15 protein-coding genes are annotated in these 19,396 nt (G+C 41.6%); 5 read left to right on the top strand and 10 right to left on the bottom strand.

Annotated features, from left to right (window positions below; translation table 11 throughout):
• Positions 1–34 precede the first annotated feature (34 nt).
• From NSU14_RS06160 to licT, 6 genes are all read right to left on the bottom strand, one after another.
• Positions 35–1,627 (bottom strand): ABC transporter substrate-binding protein, encoded by a 1,593-nt coding sequence (locus NSU14_RS06160; RefSeq protein ID WP_042139078.1) that lies wholly within the window; start codon positions 1,625–1,627, stop codon positions 35–37.
• A gap of 301 nt (positions 1,628–1,928) precedes the next feature.
• Complete coding sequence (locus tag NSU14_RS06155) at positions 1,929–3,512, bottom strand: helix-turn-helix domain-containing protein (protein ID WP_042139079.1); 1,584 nt, start codon at positions 3,510–3,512, stop codon at positions 1,929–1,931.
• A complete protein-coding gene (locus tag NSU14_RS06150; protein WP_231575196.1) occupies positions 3,509–5,359 on the bottom strand; it encodes a sensor histidine kinase in 1,851 nt (616 codons plus the stop codon). The genes NSU14_RS06155 and NSU14_RS06150 overlap by 4 nt, the downstream gene beginning before the upstream one ends.
• 215 nt (positions 5,360–5,574) lie before the next feature.
• Positions 5,575–6,987: a 6-phospho-beta-glucosidase gene (ascB, locus tag NSU14_RS06145; RefSeq protein ID WP_039298797.1), complete on the bottom strand. Its 1,413-nt coding sequence runs from the start codon at positions 6,985–6,987 to the stop codon at positions 5,575–5,577.
• Between the two features lie 28 nt (positions 6,988–7,015).
• Positions 7,016–8,902, bottom strand: a complete 1,887-nt coding sequence (locus tag NSU14_RS06140; RefSeq protein ID WP_042139081.1) for a beta-glucoside-specific PTS transporter subunit IIABC — start codon at positions 8,900–8,902, stop codon at positions 7,016–7,018.
• Positions 8,903–9,053: 151 nt separating this feature from the next.
• On the bottom strand, positions 9,054–9,890 hold the full coding sequence (gene licT / locus NSU14_RS06135) for a BglG family transcription antiterminator LicT (RefSeq protein ID WP_039298791.1): 837 nt from the start codon (positions 9,888–9,890) through the stop codon (positions 9,054–9,056).
• Between the two features lie 414 nt (positions 9,891–10,304).
• Between licT and NSU14_RS06130 the strand changes: the two genes are divergently transcribed.
• The gene (locus NSU14_RS06130; protein WP_042139084.1) at positions 10,305–11,954 is read left to right on the top strand and encodes an S-layer homology domain-containing protein; all 1,650 of its coding nucleotides are present in this window, start codon (positions 10,305–10,307) and stop codon (positions 11,952–11,954) included.
• Positions 11,955–12,078: 124 nt separating this feature from the next.
• Here NSU14_RS06130 and NSU14_RS06125 read toward each other — a convergent pair whose 3' ends face one another.
• Together NSU14_RS06125 and NSU14_RS06120 are read right to left on the bottom strand one after the other, a co-directional pair.
• Entirely contained in the window at positions 12,079–13,026 is a 948-nt protein-coding gene (locus NSU14_RS06125; RefSeq protein WP_042139085.1) for an oxidoreductase, read from the bottom strand.
• 61 nt (positions 13,027–13,087) lie between these two features.
• Positions 13,088–13,549, bottom strand: a complete 462-nt coding sequence (locus tag NSU14_RS06120) for a MarR family winged helix-turn-helix transcriptional regulator (protein ID WP_042139086.1) — start codon at positions 13,547–13,549, stop codon at positions 13,088–13,090.
• A gap of 254 nt (positions 13,550–13,803) precedes the next feature.
• Here NSU14_RS06120 and NSU14_RS06115 point away from each other — a divergent pair, with 254 nt between their 5' ends.
• Both NSU14_RS06115 and NSU14_RS06110 read left to right on the top strand, forming a co-directional pair.
• Positions 13,804–14,955, top strand: a complete 1,152-nt coding sequence (locus NSU14_RS06115; protein WP_042139283.1) for a YhgE/Pip domain-containing protein — start codon at positions 13,804–13,806, stop codon at positions 14,953–14,955.
• Positions 14,956–15,021: 66 nt separating this feature from the next.
• On the top strand, positions 15,022–15,549 hold the full coding sequence (locus tag NSU14_RS06110; protein ID WP_042139088.1) for a PadR family transcriptional regulator: 528 nt from the start codon (positions 15,022–15,024) through the stop codon (positions 15,547–15,549).
• A gap of 390 nt (positions 15,550–15,939) precedes the next feature.
• Here the strand turns inward: NSU14_RS06110 and NSU14_RS06105 are convergent, their stop codons facing one another.
• Entirely contained in the window at positions 15,940–16,506 is a 567-nt protein-coding gene (locus NSU14_RS06105; protein WP_052422001.1) for a TetR/AcrR family transcriptional regulator, read from the bottom strand.
• A gap of 114 nt (positions 16,507–16,620) precedes the next feature.
• Between NSU14_RS06105 and NSU14_RS06100 the strand changes: the two genes are divergently transcribed.
• Positions 16,621–17,682 (top strand): sugar phosphate isomerase/epimerase family protein, encoded by a 1,062-nt coding sequence (locus tag NSU14_RS06100; protein ID WP_197074272.1) that lies wholly within the window; start codon positions 16,621–16,623, stop codon positions 17,680–17,682.
• Here the strand turns inward: NSU14_RS06100 and NSU14_RS06095 are convergent.
• Positions 17,675–17,767 (bottom strand): hypothetical protein, encoded by a 93-nt coding sequence (locus NSU14_RS06095; protein ID WP_340948900.1) that lies wholly within the window; start codon positions 17,765–17,767, stop codon positions 17,675–17,677. The two genes, NSU14_RS06100 and NSU14_RS06095, sit on opposite strands and share 8 nt — an antisense overlap.
• 416 nt (positions 17,768–18,183) lie before the next feature.
• Here NSU14_RS06095 and NSU14_RS06090 point away from each other — a divergent pair, with 416 nt between their 5' ends.
• Entirely contained in the window at positions 18,184–19,353 is a 1,170-nt protein-coding gene (locus NSU14_RS06090) for an MFS transporter (protein ID WP_042139089.1), read from the top strand.
• The last annotated feature ends 43 nt before the right edge of the window (positions 19,354–19,396 follow it).

Raw genomic sequence — 19,396 nt, 5'->3', positions numbered from 1 at the left:
AAACCAAGCCGAGCGGATTCATACGTTAATCCGTTTATTTTTTTACTTTTGCATACCATTCTCTGGCACGCTTAGTAACCTCTTCTCCGCCGGATTTGTTCCATTTCTCTACAAACTCATCAAATTTGCTAATTGGATATTGGCCAAGAATAATTTTGGAAGCATACTCTACATACAGCGTACGGTTGTTTATATCTGGATAGTCGTCATATACACTGGCTGGCATGCCGTCTCCAGCAATGACTTTGGCATATTTTTGGGCCTCTAACATATTTTTGTTAACCTGATCAATTGCCCACATTCTATCTTCTGAAGCTGTACTCTTGTTGAGATCCATCATGAAATCAAGTGTGGATATTTTTGCGTATGGGTCAAGAATCAAATTCTCCTGTGTGCTCTTATCATCCGGGAGTTTGGTTGCTTGACCATCTTTCATCGTATAGTGCATTCCTTCTACACCCAAATACAAATCTTTCCATACCTTTTCATCATACATATTGTTTAGAAGCTTCAGGGTAGCCATCAGCTTTTTCTCATCCTTGTTGTTTTTAACGACCCAGGCTGGAGGAGTGAATCTTTTCCAAGTGTAGAAACCTTCATACCCCTCTACTTTAGGTACAGGCAATACAGTGAATTCAGCCTTTACACCTGTATTCTTATACAAATTTTCCAAAGGTAAATAGCCAGATTCCACCCAGTGGAAGTAATTTCCCACCTTATTGGAATGGATCTTACCGTCCCACTTGTCCTTACTGTTCAGTAGCGACTCTTTGTCTATTAATCCTTCCTGGTAAAGCTTCGAAATGAATTCCAAAGCCGCCTTCATATTTGGACTCACCGCAGAGTAAGTTAGCTCACCGTCATAAATGTCCCAGTCCGGATAACCTTCGAACATTGCTACACCATACATCGCGAACAATTGGTCCATCCATCTTACCTGCTCCCGGCCTCCTGTCGGGATTTCGTCCTTCTGTCCATTACCGTTTGGATCTTTGTCCCGGAATGCCTCCAGCACCTTTACATAATCCTCTTGAGTAGTAGGCATTTGCAGATCCAGCTTGTCGAGCCAATCCTGACGAATCATGCTGGCATATCTTCCGTAGTCTACCACCCCAGGGATATAATATATTTTCCCTTGACCGTTAGGATCGTTCGCCTTAACTATATCCCACATATCTTGCGGTATGGCATTCCACACATTCGGTGCATATTTCGGCAGCAACTCTGTCAAATCGGCAATCGCTCCGTTTTTGGCCAAGCTATCTTCCAAACCTTGCTGTGGAAGGAATAGGTCTGGCATTTCATTAGCAGCAATCTTCATATTCAGCTGATTAAGATAGTTTGTTCCACCATTCCATTCTACATATGGATGAATGACACCTACGCCTAGCTTTTCTTTGTAGAATTCGTACAACTTGCTTCCTTTAGTGATCGGTTTATAACCGATATTGGTACCCCAGACTTCAACGTCGACAATTTCATCTCCTGAAGCGGTCTGATTTTGGCCTTGATTAGGATTAGCAGTTGCGGTTCCCTCGGAATTATTTTTGTTACCACCGCAACCGGTTACAGCAGTAATCGCGAGAGCGCTTGCCGCCAACAATAAACCAATCTTTTTAACTTTCATGTTTTTCCCCCTTAATAACTTTATTGAATCCGCTTACAGTTAAACTATATAACCAGCCAAAGCTACGCTCAATTGGGCATTTTTAAGTTTAAACAAGTCATTTTTAATATCCTGCTTTCTGGCTGAGATATAGATGAGTGCAACCTGAATTCTTTATTCAATCTGGAGTAGACATAAAAAAACGCGCGGTACCGCCGAAACACAGAACTGGATTTCTCAGTTCTTGTTCAATCGCGTACCGCACTAGTTGCTTGCGCATTTCAATGTTTGGTTTGAACTTAGAGCTAAAGGAAGTGATGACTTATCTATTCAGTGTGTTTTTCCTGAAATCTCTGGGTTTGCTGCCTGTTAGCTTTTCGAACATCCTTGAAAAATGCTGTGTATCCGAGTATCCAACCATCTGGCAGATTTCATACACTTTCAAATCTGTATTCTCCAACAACTCTTTTGCTTTATCTATCCGCAGCTGTGTCAAAAAATTCAAATAGTTGTCTCCTGTCTTTCGTTTGAACAACTGACTTAAATAATAGGGGCTGATGAAAAAACGAGCAGCCAAATCTGCCAGGCTGATCTGTTCATTGTAATGTTTGGATACATAAACTTTTATTTCCGAAATGATATCTTTTTTCTGGGATAGATTATGCTCCAACTTAAAATGGATAATTCCCTGGATGACTTGGATCATCCATTCCTCCAAATATTCAAGTGTCTTAAACCGTGAAATGCCTTCCAACGATAATATATGTCGGCCGACCCGTTCATTCTGCTGGAGCTGTTGAAAGGATAATTTTCGGATACTTGACAGAAGTATGTTCAAGCACCACAACTGGAGATCTGCGGGATTCATCCACGGCTCGTCGACCATTCCCCGGAAAATCTCATGGATAATTGCTACACACTCCGCTTCATTCATGTTATCCAGAGCTTCTTCCAGTCTGGATATTGTCTCTTCAGAAACCGCATGGCTATGACCCGTTATTTTAATAATTTCAGTATAGGAGATTACAGCGTCTCCTCCCTTAATGACTTTGTAGCTTAGGGCATTTCGCGCTTCTTCAAAAGACCGGCAGATTCCTGTTGCCCCCTTATTCGTTGTGCTAATACCAACGCTGATAGACAACTGTAGTTCACGTAACACTACCTGTTTCAGGCTTTGAACCGCATGAACCAGTCTACCGTAAGGAATATTACTGTTATGGGCGATGACGATAGCGATTTGCGACCCGAAGTAGCGAAACCGGTACACTTTTTGAAAGTGTGTTAAAGCCAGATCTATCTGATGAAAGAGCGGTTGAAAACCAAGTTCTTTGAGCGCATCGATGCTACCGCCGATTTCAAGCATGAGCGAATTGAACCAGAGACCTGTTGTAGGAATTTGGGCGCTCCTCAACAGATCTTCCATCAGTTCTGTATTGTCAGTTCCAAGATCGATAATGTCTCGCAAAGTCTCTTCTTGAATGCGGCTATTAATTTCTTGTTTGAGTTCGTTCACACTCTGCAGTCTGATCCTGTCTGCACGGATCGTCTCCATGACCTGATTTACACTGTCACGTAATTCTTCCTCCTCAACTGGCTTGTTAATGTAGAACTGCACTCCCAACTTCATCCCTCTTCTGGCATACTCAAAGTCCGCATACCCGCTTAGTAGGATGAATTTGGTCGGAACATTCTCTTCTTCAAGCATCTTGATCATTTCGAGACCATCAGCCTTGGGCATCCGAATATCCGTTATTACAATATCAGGTCGCAGCCTTTGTATTGTTTCGAAACCCTCTAGCCCGTTAAATGCTGTACCGATAATCTTACAGTCCGGAAGATATCGGCCTATGATCTTTATAAGACCCTCTACAATGCCTCTCTCATCATCTACTATAACAATTCTCATATCCTATCCCTCCCGTTTCTCGGAATCAATATTTCAATTGTGGTTCCGTCCTTCACTCCGGCAACAATCGTCAGATAATACCGGTCACCATAATGTAGTTTTATGCGTTCCGCGATATTTTGCAGTCCCAGCCCTTTTTCCGCGGGTTCATTCATATCTTCCAGTTTGTATTTGTGCGATTCCGCCCCGTCCAATAGAGCTTGAAGCTCGGATTGCTTATCAAGGCTCATTCCAGCCCCATTATCCGTAATCCGGAATAACATCTCTCCCCGTTCCGTCCAATGCCCCTCAATCACAATATTCATTCTTTGACTATAGTTTTCAAATCCATGATTGATACTATTTTCAACTATTGGCTGAAATACCAGGGGGATGATACTACATTCAAGCATCTCATCGGGTATTTTAAATTCAATCTTGAATGAATTATCGAACCGAATGTTCTGAAGCTGTAAATAATTCGCGGTATATTCCAGCTCATGTTTAACTGTATGGCGTTTTCCTTCCTTGGCTAATGCCAGACGGAACATGCGCGCCAGAATTTTAATCATGTCCGCAGTCTCGTCATCATCCTTTACCAGTGCCTTCATCCGAATTGATTCCAAGGTATTGTAGAGCATATGGGGATTAATTTGGTTCTGGAGGGCAATAAATTTAGCTTGCCGTTGTTTGATCTCCCCGATGTAAACATCTTCAATTAAAGTACGGATGGTCGTAATCATTTTGTTGTAGCTGTGCACTAAACTTCCAATTTCATCGTGAGCCTGCTCTTTCTCAATAGGGAGATATTGCCCTAATTCCGCCTGCTTCATACTTCTCCGGAGCGCCTTAATAGGCCTTGTAATCGTATAGCTTAAACCAAGTGAAAAGAGGGTTATGATCAGACAGCTCATTAGAATTACGATAACCGTCATGACTTTAATTTGATTAATTTTCTGTAGCAACCTTGAGCGAGGAATTTCAGTTTTGATCGATAACTCACCTTGTAAAGTGCTTCCTAATAACGTAATGTAATCTTTGCTTTCGTTATCCTTGATATAATCGCTTCCTGATTCGAGCACTTGTTTCCAGGACAAACGCCCGCTGGCAGCATCGGAATGGTATACAATTTGTTGTTGGAGATTACTTATAACTACGCTTATACCATACTTGTCACGTGCAAGGATGAATTCATGATCGAGCTGCAGCAATGTAAACGGATCCATGTCAATCAGCAGCATCCCTGCATATGCTCCTTCTGAGCTAAACAGCACCCTTCCTACTGTCACAACTGCCCCATCCCCTTTATCCTCGTAGTAGGAACGATCATGTAATCCAGTAATAAAGAAGGTTTCATTGGAATCACGAAGCTTTTTGTACCACTCCTGAGATAACAATAAGTTCTCGTTCACTTTATTCGTTGAAGTACTATACTGATAGACGCCATCATCTCTAGCAATCAGCATAATGGTTCCCATCTCTGATTTGAGCAAGGCAACCCGCATCAGCAACCGCTGTACAGCAAGCCTTTGATTAACGACCTCACTCAAGGGCAAACTGCTTGATTCACCGAGCTTGTAAATCAACTCATTATCTACCAATACTGACTTTGTGACCTCATCATACTCTTTAATAAATTCATTCAACGTAGTTCTTATTTGTGACGTATACAGCGAAGCAAATTCTTGGGAAGAATCTTCTAAACCCTTTGCTGCTTGCCGAAATATGAACGCGCTTACAAACAAGAGAGGAATTACACATACCAACACATATCCAAGCATTAATTTATTTTGAAATTTTATATTTCTTATTCGCAAAAAAAATTTTCGATAAAAACGACTCCAATTCATACCCAATCCTTCCTTCATTCAAAAGTTTCTCTAATCATACAAGAAAATATACTATAAGGATTTTGTAAATCAAGAGGCGTTTTTAATTTTTTTCGAGGTCATTTAAATGATTGTTCTTCATACAATGAATAGCTCTTGCCTAAAACCGAGCCTGTTGCGGGTATCATTATATATATTTCTTCTCGACAGAAAAGCCATCCTTAATGAAAGGACGGCTTTTATCTGTAAAATATTTAGTCTAAGTCAGACCCGTTAGAAGCAATTACCTTCTTGTACCAGGCAAAGCTTTTCTTCTTTATTCTTCTAAGGGTTCCTTTACCATCATTGTCTTTATCTACATAAATGTAACCATACCTCTTTTTCATTTCTCCGGTAGATGCACTGATCAAGTCAATCGGTCCCCAGCTGGTGTATCCGATTAAATCGACACCATCCTGAATAGCCTTCGAGACCTCCAAGAGATGCTCCCGCAAATAATTGATCCGATAATCATCATTAATCGTATCGTCAGCTTCTAGATTGTCTGCTGCACCCAGACCATTCTCTACAATAAATAACGGCTTCTGATAACGGTCATATAATAGATTAAGAGCAATTCTTAGACCCAGCGGATCAATCTGCCACCCCCATTGCGATGAAGGCAAATATGGATTTTTGACACCACCGAACAAATTACCCGCTGTAGTCTCTTTCCCCTCCGGATCTGCACTCACAGCACGGCTCATATAGTAACTGAAGCCAATAAAATCAACAGGGTAGCTTTTCAGAATAAGATCATCCCCGGGTTCTTTTTCAAGTACCACTTCATTCTCCTTGAAAAATTGCGCTGCATAGGATGGATAACCTCCTCTGGCCTGTACATCGCCAAACATCAGGATTTCCCTTTCACCTTGCAGGGCGGCAAAGACATCCTCCGGTGCACTCGTCAACGGATATGCGGGAATATAAGCCAACATACAGCCGATTTGGGCATCAGGTATAATTTCATGACAAGCCTTTACGGCGAGTGCACTTGCTATGAACTGATGGTGTGCCGCCTGATATTGAACCTGTTTCTTATTCTCTCCTTCCCGGAGGATAATTCCACCACCTGTGAACGGATAATGGGCCAGAATATTAATTTCATTAAAAGTCATCCAATACTTGACTTTCCCTTTTAATCTCTCAAATAGAACCTTGGCATACCGTTCATAGCATTCAATGGTCTTACGGCTTCTCCAACCTCCATACTTCTTGGCCAATCCTAAAGGCATTTCATAATGAGAGATCGTAATGACAGGTTCTATATTGTATTTGAGCAACTCATCTATCAAGCCTTCATAGAAGCGGATGCCCTCTTCATTAGGAATCTCTTCATCTCCCTCTGGAAAAATACGTGTCCATGCAACTGAAGTCCGAAAACAGCGAAAGCCCATTTCTGCGAACATTGCGATGTCTTCTTTATACCGGTGGTAAAAATCGATAGCTTCATGAGAAGGATATTCACCTTCAGGAATCTCCATGATCGGCCCTGTAATGCCACGTGGCATTACATCTGCTGTGGACAAACCTTTTCCATCCTCTAAAAAAGCGCCCTCTACCTGGTTGGCCGCTACTGCGCCGCCCCATAAGAAATTTTCTGGAAAACTGTTTGTGTTGGATTTCAAAGTGAGTCTCCTTTCTAGCCAGTTCTGCTTAGACCACAAGAGTCAGCAACTTATCTTGGGCTGTAACCGATGAGCTTGTTGTTTCAATTACATCCAAGTATTCAGCAGTATTTGAGATAATGATTGGAGTGATCGGATTGTAACCAGCTTCCCTGATCTTTTCAAGCTCAAATTCAATCAGTAGATCCCCTTTTCGCACCTGATCCCCTGCTTTAACCCGAGGGGTGAAATATTTCCCTTTTAATTGAACGGTGTTGATTCCAATATGAATCAATATTTCTGCTCCATTCTCGGACCGTAGAATTACAGCATGGCCTGATTTGAGAATGGTACCAACGGTTCCATTCACTGGAGATACGGCTTGGCCAACACTCGGAACAATAGCTATTCCTTTTCCCATAGCACCTTCTGCAAAAGCAGGATCGGGAACTTCAGTCAAGGATTTCACTTCCCCTGTTAACGGGCTGAGAAGCACCTCTTTCTTCAAGACAGATGAATGATTAGAAGAATTGGCACTTGCCTCCGGTTGAATAGGCTTCACTTCTACAGCAGGAGTTGCTTCAGTCACTGCAACAGTTTTTTTATCTTGGTACCCGAAAAGAAGCGTTAGAATCAAACCAATTCCCATAGCGGCGACAATCCCGATTAAATAGTAACCCACCGGTTCAAATGCACCGATCGAGAAAATATTCTGGAAGACAAATGCTGTAGCATACGTATTGAAACCGCCATTAATTGCCCCGCCGACAGCTCCGGCAATAATAACATAGGGGATTGTGCGCTTGTAACGCAGCAATATACCATAAACAGTGGGCTCAGAGACCCCGGCTAACAACAGACTTAATGTAGAGGAACCAGCCAGTGATTTCAAAGTCTTTTCTTTGGATTTAAGGAAGACAGCCAGTGCCACCCCTGCCATTGCAAAGTTAGATGCTGCCCACATCGCAAGGATTGGATCGGTTCCATTCGTAAGATTTGCCAGCACGATCGGAATAATTCCCCAATGGAGCCCAAACACAACTAGGAAGAAGATTAACCCGCCAATTACAGCACCTGTTAACAGCCCGCTAACTCCCATGAGGTAATTGATAGCATCTGCGATCGCGTTTCCGAGATATACTCCAAACGGACCGAAGACTATCGCAGCAAGCGGCACAAGAATGACTAAAGACAACAACGGAACCATGAACGTCTGGAGCTCTTTATGAATGATTTTCTTTAAGTATTTCTCCACATAAGAGAAAATCCAAATGGATACGAATACCGGAAAGACCGTTGATGAATAATCCATTAAGACTACAGGAATGCCAAGAAAAGAAGAGGTGTCTCCATTCGCCAATAATCCCGTAAAGTTCGGTTCCATTAAAGCTGCACCAATAACTCCACCTACATATGGATTTGCCCCGAATTTGAACGATGCAGAAATGCCCAAGAATATAGGCAAGAAATAGAAAACGGCATTTGCTGCTGCTGCCAGAATGAGGTAGGTTCCACTATCCGCAGATAGCCATTCAAAGTTTGTGAATAAGGTTAAAAAAGCTTTAAGTATCCCCGCTCCAGCCATTGCAGGCAATAGGGGAGAAAGACTTCCAGAAATTACTGCGAAAATTCTGGACATGATCTTCTCCTTGGGTTGATCTGCATCTGCGGAAGCAGAATTTCCTGCCCCTAATTTGCTGATTCTCATAATTTCTTGATACACGTGAGCAACGTCATTTCCAATTACCACTTGGAATTGACCGCCACTTTCTACGACACTCAAAACCCCAGCTAAGCTTTTCAGCTTCTCCTTATCCGGTAGCTGATTGTCTTTGAGATTAAATCTTAACCGTGTTGCACAATGGACAAGATTGTTAACATTCTCTTCTCCGCCGATATTTTGCACGATATCTTTGGCTAATCTTTCGTATTTCATTTGTGCTCGCTCCTTTTGATCTCATTCTGGCTGGTTTTATGAAATAAAAAAGCCTGAATAGGTGATAAAGCACACTGAAAAACAGTACACTTATCACGTATCCAGGCTTTGCCCAACTAATGGTAACAACCCTGTTCTTTATTGTAATAGGTTAATCTCTGCTGGTCACTCGCCTAATATGAAGCATAAAATAGACCATTTCACCTTCGGTTGTTTCAACTTGAAACTCTTCCCGTAAATAGAATCTTACCTTCTCACTACAGGCAAAAGCTTCAGGATATTTGGTAACGACTTGTTGGTAAAGTTCATCATCCTCAGAAGGAATCGATTCATGACGCATGGTGCGATAAGAAAAATATTTCAAGTGGGTCACAAAGCGGCTGTAATTTAACGAATTCTCATCCAGCTCTATCCCATAGTGAAGTGTTACTATATTAAGAATTCCTTGAACCATCTGGGTAACTAACAAGGTCTGTTCCATTTCCTGACCATCTTGCTGCCCATTCACGAAATGCATTGCGATAAATCCAGCTTCATCTACAGGCAGTTTAATTCCAGTTTCCTTTTCAATTAAATGTAATGCATGCGTTGCAGCATGAAATTCTTTCGGATAAAATTTCTGTATCTCCCATAGCAGTGCATTTTTAAGGCTCAACCCCTGTATGGTGCGCGTAATTGCGTAGCTAATATGATCTGTCAGAGCCAGGTAGATATTATTACTAAAGGTCGTGCTTAAATCCTTTGCTGCATAACGAATAATTTGATCTGTCAATTCCAGATGCTTTGGAGGAATCTCACTCAGTAATGTAGATAGCCGTTCAGATAACTCTTTGGTCTCCATCACGAAAGTCTTCTCTATTTTTAATGGATCTATATCTTCACCTGGAGTTTTCTGATAGGCTAGTCCCTTTCCAATAACAATGATCTCAGATCGATTTGGTCCTTCAACCAATGCAACATTATTATTAAATACTTTTTTTATCCTCATGAGTTCGCCCACTTTATATTTTTTTACGGACAAAAAAAGCCTAAACGAATCCATAACTAAAATTAAACTAGCATGAATTGGTTTAGGCTTTGCCTGCAATGCAGTTACAACCCTAATATAAATTGTATTTTTATTATATAAGAGGTGGAGAACGTTTTCAAGTGAAAGATAATGTAAAAATATGTTTTTTTATTTTGAAAATATTAAAAAATAACTTGTTGACTTTTTAAAAGTTCATATATATGATTTCGTATGTAGATACGATGTGGATTGTAACCGCTTAATCGGGCAAAACCTAAATCGAATCAGACATGGATTTTTCCTATGTCGGTTCGAGTTAGGTTTTTTTCATTTTAAGCGACTTGATCCGACTCGTGTACAAATAACACAACTTTATAACTGGAGGTAGGTAGGATGCAATTGAGAAAAGGTACTGGTCTGATGTTATCGTTTGTTTTGGCGGTTGGCACCATACTGACCGGTGGACTGTCTGTGAAAGCCGAAGCGGCTTCACCTATGCAAATTACGGCAAATACTTATATTGGCGATACGGGTAGGATGGTTGAATCATTTGATTTGCAGGTGAGCAGCGCAGGCTCATATGCCGATTTGAGAGCATCTGACTTTGTAATTACCGGCAACTTCGATGGTTATCCTGTTAACGAGAATAACGAGACTGTGCAAAACGATTATGCGGATGACGGGGTTGAACTGAGTTGGGCGGATAATATTTTATCACTTAAAGTAAAGCCATTTAAATATTCCGGGGGTCCGGTGTCAGCGTTTGCCGTGACGAATGGACGTTACCCCGAGTTGTCGTTTAATAAGGAATCCGTGACGGTAGTGAAGACACGGACATTCGATGATTTTGTCGCTGGGGAGTTTACAGGAACTAATGGAGAGAAGTTGAACTACAGACTTAAACTGACCGAATCTACAGCCCCACAACCCCTGATCGTTTGGCTGCACGGCGGCGGAGAGGTCGGAACAGACAACCTCAAGCAACTCACCGAGAACAAAGGCGCCGTTGCCTGGACAGATTCTGGTTACGATACATCCGTTCTGGCCGTACAATTCCCAGAAAACTATGGGTGGAAAATCTATAACAATCCCGAAGAACTTTCGTTGATGCGTGATTACTTTGAGGTACAGGCGGAGTTAATCAAGGAGCTTATCGTTTCTGGCAAGGTAGACCCGAACCGCATTTATGTCGTAGGGGTGTCCAGCGGCGGCGGCGGTGCGCTTCGTTTCCTGACGCAGTATCCGGAGCTGTTCGCCGGCTCCATTATCGTTGCGGCGAAAGACGCCGTAGCTGATTACACCGGATCCGTAGATAAGTTTAAATCGGAACTGAAGGACCTGACGGATGTACCGGTATGGCTCGTACATGCACAAAATGACCCGATCACAGATAGCCGGACGAGTACGCTGACTTACGAGGCATTGACCGGTTTAGGCAACAACCAGGCCAAGCTAACTATTTATGATGATGCGTTTCTAGCCTCTCAACAGCTTTACGGAGATTTCAGACACTGTTCGTGGATACCCGTATTTAATGATAAGAATATGTTGGCATGGTTATTTGAGCAGAAAAAGCCAGCTGCGACATCGGTCTCTTTACTGCAGGATGCTCAAGTGACACGCGCGGAGTTGGCTGCGCTATTGGCTGACCAGCTAAAGCTAAGCGAGGTAATCGGTACAGATATTTACACGGATACCGTAAATTCGCCTGAGGATCTGGCTATTCGCCAAAATAAGACGGCCGGTATTATGAAAGGAACCGGTGCAGGCCTGTTTAACCCGGATTTGGCCGTAACGCGGGCGCAGCTTGCGATGATCGCTGATAATGTTATGCGGACTACGGGCCAAAAACAAGCTTCTTCTGTAGCAAACCCGGTAGCCTTCAAAGACGTGCCAAACGGGCATTGGGCTTCCGAAGCTATTGGGCGCTCCGTTGCGGCGGGGATTCTGAACGGTGATTCCGCCACCCAATTCGCACCGAATCGGCCCGTGACCGGGGCGGAAGCAACCAAATTTGTGGAACTGCTGACTGGTAGGATGTAACAAACCAAATACAGTCTGGATGAGCAGCGCTATTACAGAAATGATAAAGCGGCCTCCTCGGCCGCTTTTTCTGCATAATACTGCGCTCGCATCCTTGGCAGAATAGTAACCGGCATGATTTTATTTAGGATATCCCCGATAATATCTTCTCGAAATCCACATTCGTCAACTGTTTGGAGATTTCCCATAATCGTATGGCAGTATTTACATCTTTTGCAGTAGCCGGTATTTTGGCAGGTGCTGGGAATCCCCTTGTTTCTTTAACTCCATCCGGTCCATAATACTGTCCGCTGACGGCCTCCGGGGAGGTTGCTGCAAAAAGCGTTGGCAAAGCCCCTTGTTCAGCCGACTGTAACATTATTGGTCCAAACAGACGAAGCGCAAGCGGCATCTTGCTTTTTTCTCTTGTTCCATTGTCAACCAAATCTGATCGAGATAAGCCCGGATGAACGGCAATGCTCATAACTCCCCACCGTTCAGCCATACTACGACGATGAAGCTCAAGTGAAAAAATCAAGTTAGCCAGTTTTGATTGACCATATACTGGCATGGGCTTATAAAGGAGTTCTGACTGCAGATCATCAAAATTAATTACAGCACTATTGGCGGCAAGGGCACAGACATTGACAACCCGAGGGTTGTGTCCTTTTCGTAAAAGCGGCATAAGATGAGCTGTCAACGCAAAATGTCCAAGGTAATTTGTGCCAAACTGCAATTCAAAGCCATCCTTTGTAACTTGTCGTTCCTGATTCATAATCACTCCGGCATTATTAATAAGGACATCCAGCCTTGGATACTTATCGCGTATCCGTTTTACGGAAGCTTCTATGGAGGCAAGATCGCCAAGATCAAGCTGTTCAAAATGTATATTTGCCGAAACAACATTTGACTGAATTTCTTTGATTGCCGCCTCCCCCTTACTTCTGTTTCGTCCTGCCAGAATAACTTCCGCACCTGCACGGACCAGAATTAAAGCGGTTATATAACCTAGCCCCCCTGTACCTGTGACAAGAATCAAGCGGCCTTTCTGGGAGGGAATATCGGAAATCGTCCAACGCTCTTTATTCTTCATGCATTCATAACCTCTTCCCCTTCTTTTGCTTATTTGAATATCTTCTCTCATTCATCCTGTCTTATTCGTTATTAAGTTTGTTTGTATACTCTATCATACGGTTAACAATCGTTATCATTTGTTTAACATCGTCTTCTCCGAGATGAGTTATGATTTTATCAAGCCTATCGTTAAACTCGTTATCCTTGTTCTTTAGAATCTCACGTCCTTTGGGGGTGAGAGTAACTACAAGGTTTCTACGATTATTCTTGTCTAAGTCTCTGTTTATATATCCTTTCTTCTCAAGTGTCCCCAGCATTTGGGAAACTGCCGCTTTGGAGATTGACAGGTATCCCCGAACGTCGGGCAAACCGATGTTGTTTTCGGAATCGGTGGAATTGTCGGCGATTCCTTTCATTAAAACAAGTTCTGTCATGTTAATGTCACTCTTGTTCCCTCCCGTTTCCATTCCGAGTCCCGCTCCATGTAGCCTCTTTAATTGAAATATCGAATGCACGAATTGAGTTTTTAAGTTTTGATCCATTTTTTATTCCTTTCTTTTAACTGTCAGTTCAAGTCACTTTAAGTTAATAAGTTAACTGTTTAGTTGTTTACAGTATAGTACTTAACTCTTCTGTTTTCAATATAGGATTTTCAATTCTGCCTGCTTCCCTTCACAATATGACAACCTCTTCAATATTAATATAATCCACTATTTCTCGAAACTATTGACAGTATCCATGAAAAGATATACTTTAAATAGAGTATTCTAAATAAAGTATATGGATGGTGTGAGCGATGAAATCATTTTTCAAAAACAAGGCAATTCTGAGTGGTGTTTTTATGATGATTTTTTACCAAATCATTATGATCGGAGTCTTCACTTCCGGTTATAGTGCGGTTCCGAAGAACATCGGCAATCTCTCGGTGGCAATTGTAAATGAAGATAAGCAGTACGGGATGGAATTTGCGAAGCAGCTTGAGCAGGAGCTGCCGTTTCAGGTGCAGACGGATACCGATCTAAAGACGGCTCAGCAAAAGCTTGAAGACCGGGACATTCATCTGATCATGCACATCCCTCAGGATTTTACACAGAAGCTCTCTGCTCCGGACCAGCAAGTTCAACTGGATTATTATATCAACCAATCCAATCCAGCTACCACCAACAGCACAGTACAAAATGTAGTAACGCAGATCACAGAAAAAATCAGTACCCAGCTGCAAACAAGCGGCATTGAAGGTGTACTGCAAAATATGAAGATGTCGGAGGTGCAGGCCAAGGAGATGGCCGCAGGCATTGTTAACAAAGTCCAGGCCAATGTAATAGATTCCAATCCTCAGCCAGCCGGGATGCATAATCAAATGGCTCCAATGTTTCTGACGATGTCCTCTTATGTCGGGGCTATGATATACTCCATGATGGCAATCGGTGCATTGAACCAATTAAAGGGTAAGCTTGGAAAATGGAAAGCCTTCCTTTCGCTGCAAGGTACCAATGCTATAATTTCTCTTATCGTCCCCTTGATCGGGCTTAGCATTTATTTCGCCATACACGGATATGGAGCTGGTACGTTTGTTCATTTGTGGCTGTTGCACGCTCTCGAATTATTCGCAGCCATTCAGTTCACCAGCATTTTCTGCCTCCTCTTTGGACAGGCAGGCATGATGCTAAATCTACCGTTCTTGCTGATTCAGACCATCGCCAATGGATCGGTGGTGCCACAGGTTATGATGCCAGGATTTTATAAAGCCATTAGCCATATTTCCGTAATGTTTTATACCGTTCAGTTGGACTACAATTTGCTATTCGGCGGAGGGCGTTCTGCTGTACTGCTGTTAGGTCTTAGCCTTATCATGGTTTCAGCGCTTGCTTTGAATACTGTAATCCACCATTTCAAGCCGTACACTAAATTAAGCCCCGGTGATGCACCTCAGCCGCTCTTCATGTAAAATAGAAAGAGCCGAATGCCCTTTACGGCAGACGGCTCTTTTCATATATATTCTAGGAGGAGTCTTATGTCGCTTCAAATATTTATCCTTGGTATCCTGAGCGAGGGGGAGCATCATCCTTACGATCTGAAGAAGCAAGTTCTAAAGCCTCTCGATAATTCATTTCCGATCAACGATGGAACCCTTTATTATAATTTTGAGGTTCTTTTAAAAAAAGGACTTATTCAAAAAATCAAGGTTGAGCAGACCGACAACCGTCCCGAGAAAACGACCTATGGAATTACAGAAAAGGGCCGTGAAATACTGGTGGAAGAAATCTATTCCGCATTTCAAAACTTAACAAATTTCACTTCCCTGTACTCCTCCCTCTTTTTTCTGGATAAGGTTGACAGCAGGAAGCTTGCTTATTTGATCGAAGATGCCATTGAACGGCTGAATAGAAGAAAGCTTTTGATTGAAAATGGCGATTCTGAATTATCAAACATTCCCGATTCTAAAAAATTCTCCGTCCGGCTGATTTCAGAACATGCCCATCAATCAGTCCAAAATGATATTGCCTTGCTGCACAAGCTGCTCCTAGAAGTGAAAGGATGAGCATACAGCAGAAAGCAACTCCAAACTTAGTTCAGTGAGACAAAAAATGCGCGTTACGCCCTTAAACACAAAACTAAATACTTTAGTTCTTGTCCAATTGCGTACCGCGCAAAATTGATGTCAATTCTGCTGAACCCGCAGGCATTTATTTTCAAATCAAACACTTAGTTTGTTTTTCCTGAAATCTCTGGGTTTGCAGCCCACGAGCTTTTCGAACATCCTTGAAAAATGCTCTATATCTGAATATCCAACCATCTGGAAGATTTTTGTATATATTCAAACACCACAACTGGAGATCTGTGGGATTCATTCATGGCATGTCAACTATCCCTTGGAATATCTCGTAGATTGTCTCTTCAGAATCAGCATGGCTCTGATTATTGCAGGCGGTTATCCGTTACCAATCGTTCTTCCAGCCATTTTCAGAATTAATTTCACTTCTTCTTCCGGTGACTCTAAACAATCTGTGAGAATCCATTCTTTAAGAAGTCTTACTGTTCCATACTGGACATACGAGGCAATTGCCTTCTTTTCCTTCAAATCCAATTTTTCCGGTAAATGTTTAATGACCATTTGATCAAACTGCGGCAGTGAGATAGTGATGCGGGAGATTAGATCATAATTCTCCATATCTATTACAAGTTTTATAAATTCAAGATTGTCTTTTATGTATTGTAGTATTCCAGTCAGACATTCATCGATATTTATACCTGCTGCAAGATCTTTGATAACAGTAAATGAAGTATTTTGTATGTATGTCTCAGCGATTTCATTTAACACATCATATTGACTTCCATAGTGATTATAAAATGTAGTGCGATTAATTCCTGCAACCTGGCATAGTTCCCGTATGGATATTTTATTAATATTACGCGTCTTTAACATTTTTAATAAAGCTTCGCCAACCAAGCGTTTCGTTAGCATCACCCTCTGGTTGACATTATTTTTTTCTGACATAAGGCCTCCATTGTATTCGACATTTCCGAAGAATCTGTCGGTTGTAAAATAGACAGATGTTGATATTATTGTAAAGTACTCATGAAATAAGTCAATGAAACGGAGATGTACAAATTGAAAAAAAACAGAAAAAAGGTACTAAAAGTAATCATTGCGTGTATTAGTCTCATAATAATTCTTGTTGCCGGGTATGAAATCAAAGAAAAAATCCGCATTAATAAAATTGTCAAATCACACAAAACGGAGCAAAGCAATATTGTAAAAAGTAAGGGCCGGAATAATTCACAGCATATAACAACTGCAGTTCAACAGATTATGATAGGAACAATGAGTAATAATTATGATAATGCTTTACAAACATTACTTAATATTAAAAATGCAGGTTATGATTCTATCGAATTAAATGATTTTATGATTCACAAGTCTTCCATTCTTGTAAAACTAATGACAAAGTTCTCAGGAATGCCTATTGGCAATGGCGGCAAGCTTGATTGGCCTAAGCTGATTAAGGAAAGCGGACTGAAGGTCGTAAGCCTACATAGTAATCTGGGGAGCATTGAGAAGGATGCAAAAGCGATAGCCGTTGAAGCGAAAAAATTCGGTACAGATACAGTAGTTATTACCGGTATGTACAAATTTGATTATAGTAGTTTAGATGACGTGGAAGAACTTGTTCAAAGTCTGAACCAGGCAGGAAAAGCCCTTTCTGAAGAAGGGATACATCTTTTATATCATAATCATAATGTTGAACTGCAAAAGGTAACCCCCGATAAAACAGCTTACGACATTATTATTGAAAAAACAGATCCTGCATATGTTAATTTCGAGTTTGATAGTTACTGGATGGCCGATGGCGGGGCTAATGTTCCGGCTTTGATGGAAAAACTGGGCAGCCGAATGAAATTATGGCATATCAATGACCGCGGACATACCAAATCAGGTCCCTATATGACACCCATTCTGAAAGAAAATGCTACTGAATTAGGATATGGAAATATGGATCTGGATACTCTCTCAGCAATTGCTATAAAAAACGGAGTAGAAGGTGTTATATTAGAAACTCATAAAAATTGGGTGGATAACGACCCAATCAAGAGTATCCAGGTTAGTGCAGGATACATGCAAGAAAAGTTTGGTGGCCAAGAGAACGAAGTACAGAAAGATAATGCTACCTAACCATTTTAAATTGTAATAGAGCCATTGTGGGATCACCTATCTGAAAGAACTGCGGAAACACAGTGTTGATCACCGCTGCCAGCATCATAGGCACGATGAGCAGCCCGCCACCACGTTGTTGTTCACTTTCTTAATCACCTTCATACATACTCACCCCCCTGCAAAATAAAAATGACCGAAAACGATTACAGGTTGAGTAATCGAAATCGGTCATGCCTGGTTCGCCCAGTAACAGTCCGTGTAAGGAATATAACCTTATTGTAGTCGGCCGCGCCAGAATGTCAATCATCCATTTTCATGAAATTGCTTTCTCCACGAACCCCTCTGTCTTCAGACTCGTTTGTTCTTGCTATTCAAAGCTCGCTGCTCCTAGATAAAGGCTCTTACCCTTACGAGGACATCAAAATAGTGTTATTTATTAATTTATTATTGCTATTTAAGATAGATTTATATTGTTATAATGCTATTGCAAAGTGTATACAAATTGAGGAGAGATTAGAGATGGTTACGTTATTGCTGATTATTATTTACCTGGCATTCATAGGTCTCGGATTGCCTGACGCCTTGCTTGGAAGTGCATGGTCTATTATGAAACTTGATATTGGTGCCACAACAGAAATGGCAGGTTATATATCGTTAACGGTTTCATTCTGTACGGTTGTATCCAGTTTATTTGCAAGCAGATTGTTGCATAGGCTTGGCACTGGAAAGGTAACATTGTTCAGCATTCTATTAACAACGATTTCCTTATTCGGATTTTACTTCTCAAACGAGTTCTTATTCTTTATACTTCTGGCGATTCCTTTGGGATTAGGTGCTGGTTCTGTAGATGCAGCATTAAGTAACTATGTAGCGCTACATTTTAAGGCCAGGCATATGAGCTGGTTGCATTGTTTCTGGGGGATTGGAGCAATGACGGGACCTATTGTAATGTCATTTTCACTGGATAATGGAAATAACTGGCGCATGGGATACCTTACTATAGGGATAGTACTTACTATCATAGTACTAATATTATTGGGATCGCTGTCTTTATGGAAGGTTTTTGAGAACGGTAAGATAGAAGAAGGAGACGAGAAGACACTCATCAGTAACAGAGAAGCCTTACGAATCAGGGGTGTGCGAATGTCCATGGTCTCCATGCTTTGTTACAATGGTTCGGAAACAGCCGCTGGTCTATGGATGGCATCCTTTTTTATTGAAAGCAAAGGAATTACTCCTGGCACAGCAGCAGCCTTTTCTTCTCTATTTTATATTGGAATCATTATAGGGCGTATTTTTTCCGGATTTCTTTCGACTAAATTATCCAGTAAAAGGCTGATACGATACGGTGGGTTAGTTGGCTGTGTCGGACTTCTAATTCTTATTTTACCGGTTCCACATTGGGTTGCTGCAGGAGCATTGCTCATTGTGGGACTAGGTGGAGCGCCAATCTATCCGAGTATTGTTCATGCCACACCGGAACGGTTTGGGGAAAAAGCTTCTTCGAGTGTAATTGGACTTGAAATGGCAAGTGCTTATACAGGTTCTACATTGATACCTTTATTAATGGGGTTTATTGCAAGCCAATTTGGTATGTTTATGGTACCCATTATCTTGCTTCTACTTTTTAGCATCATGTTTGTATCTTCAGAAATGGTTAATAGGGTTTACAAACATAAGCTTATATAAAGTATTGCACTAAAGTAGCAATCTCTTTTCCATTTCACTGTAA

The sequence above is a fragment of the Paenibacillus sp. FSL R10-2771 genome, assembly GCF_038000205.1.
GTDB classification, from domain to species: Bacteria; Bacillota; Bacilli; order Paenibacillales; family Paenibacillaceae; genus Paenibacillus_AQ; species Paenibacillus_AQ phytohabitans.
Note: the sequence above shows the minus strand (reverse complement) of the source record. Positions and strands in the feature narration are given on the sequence as shown.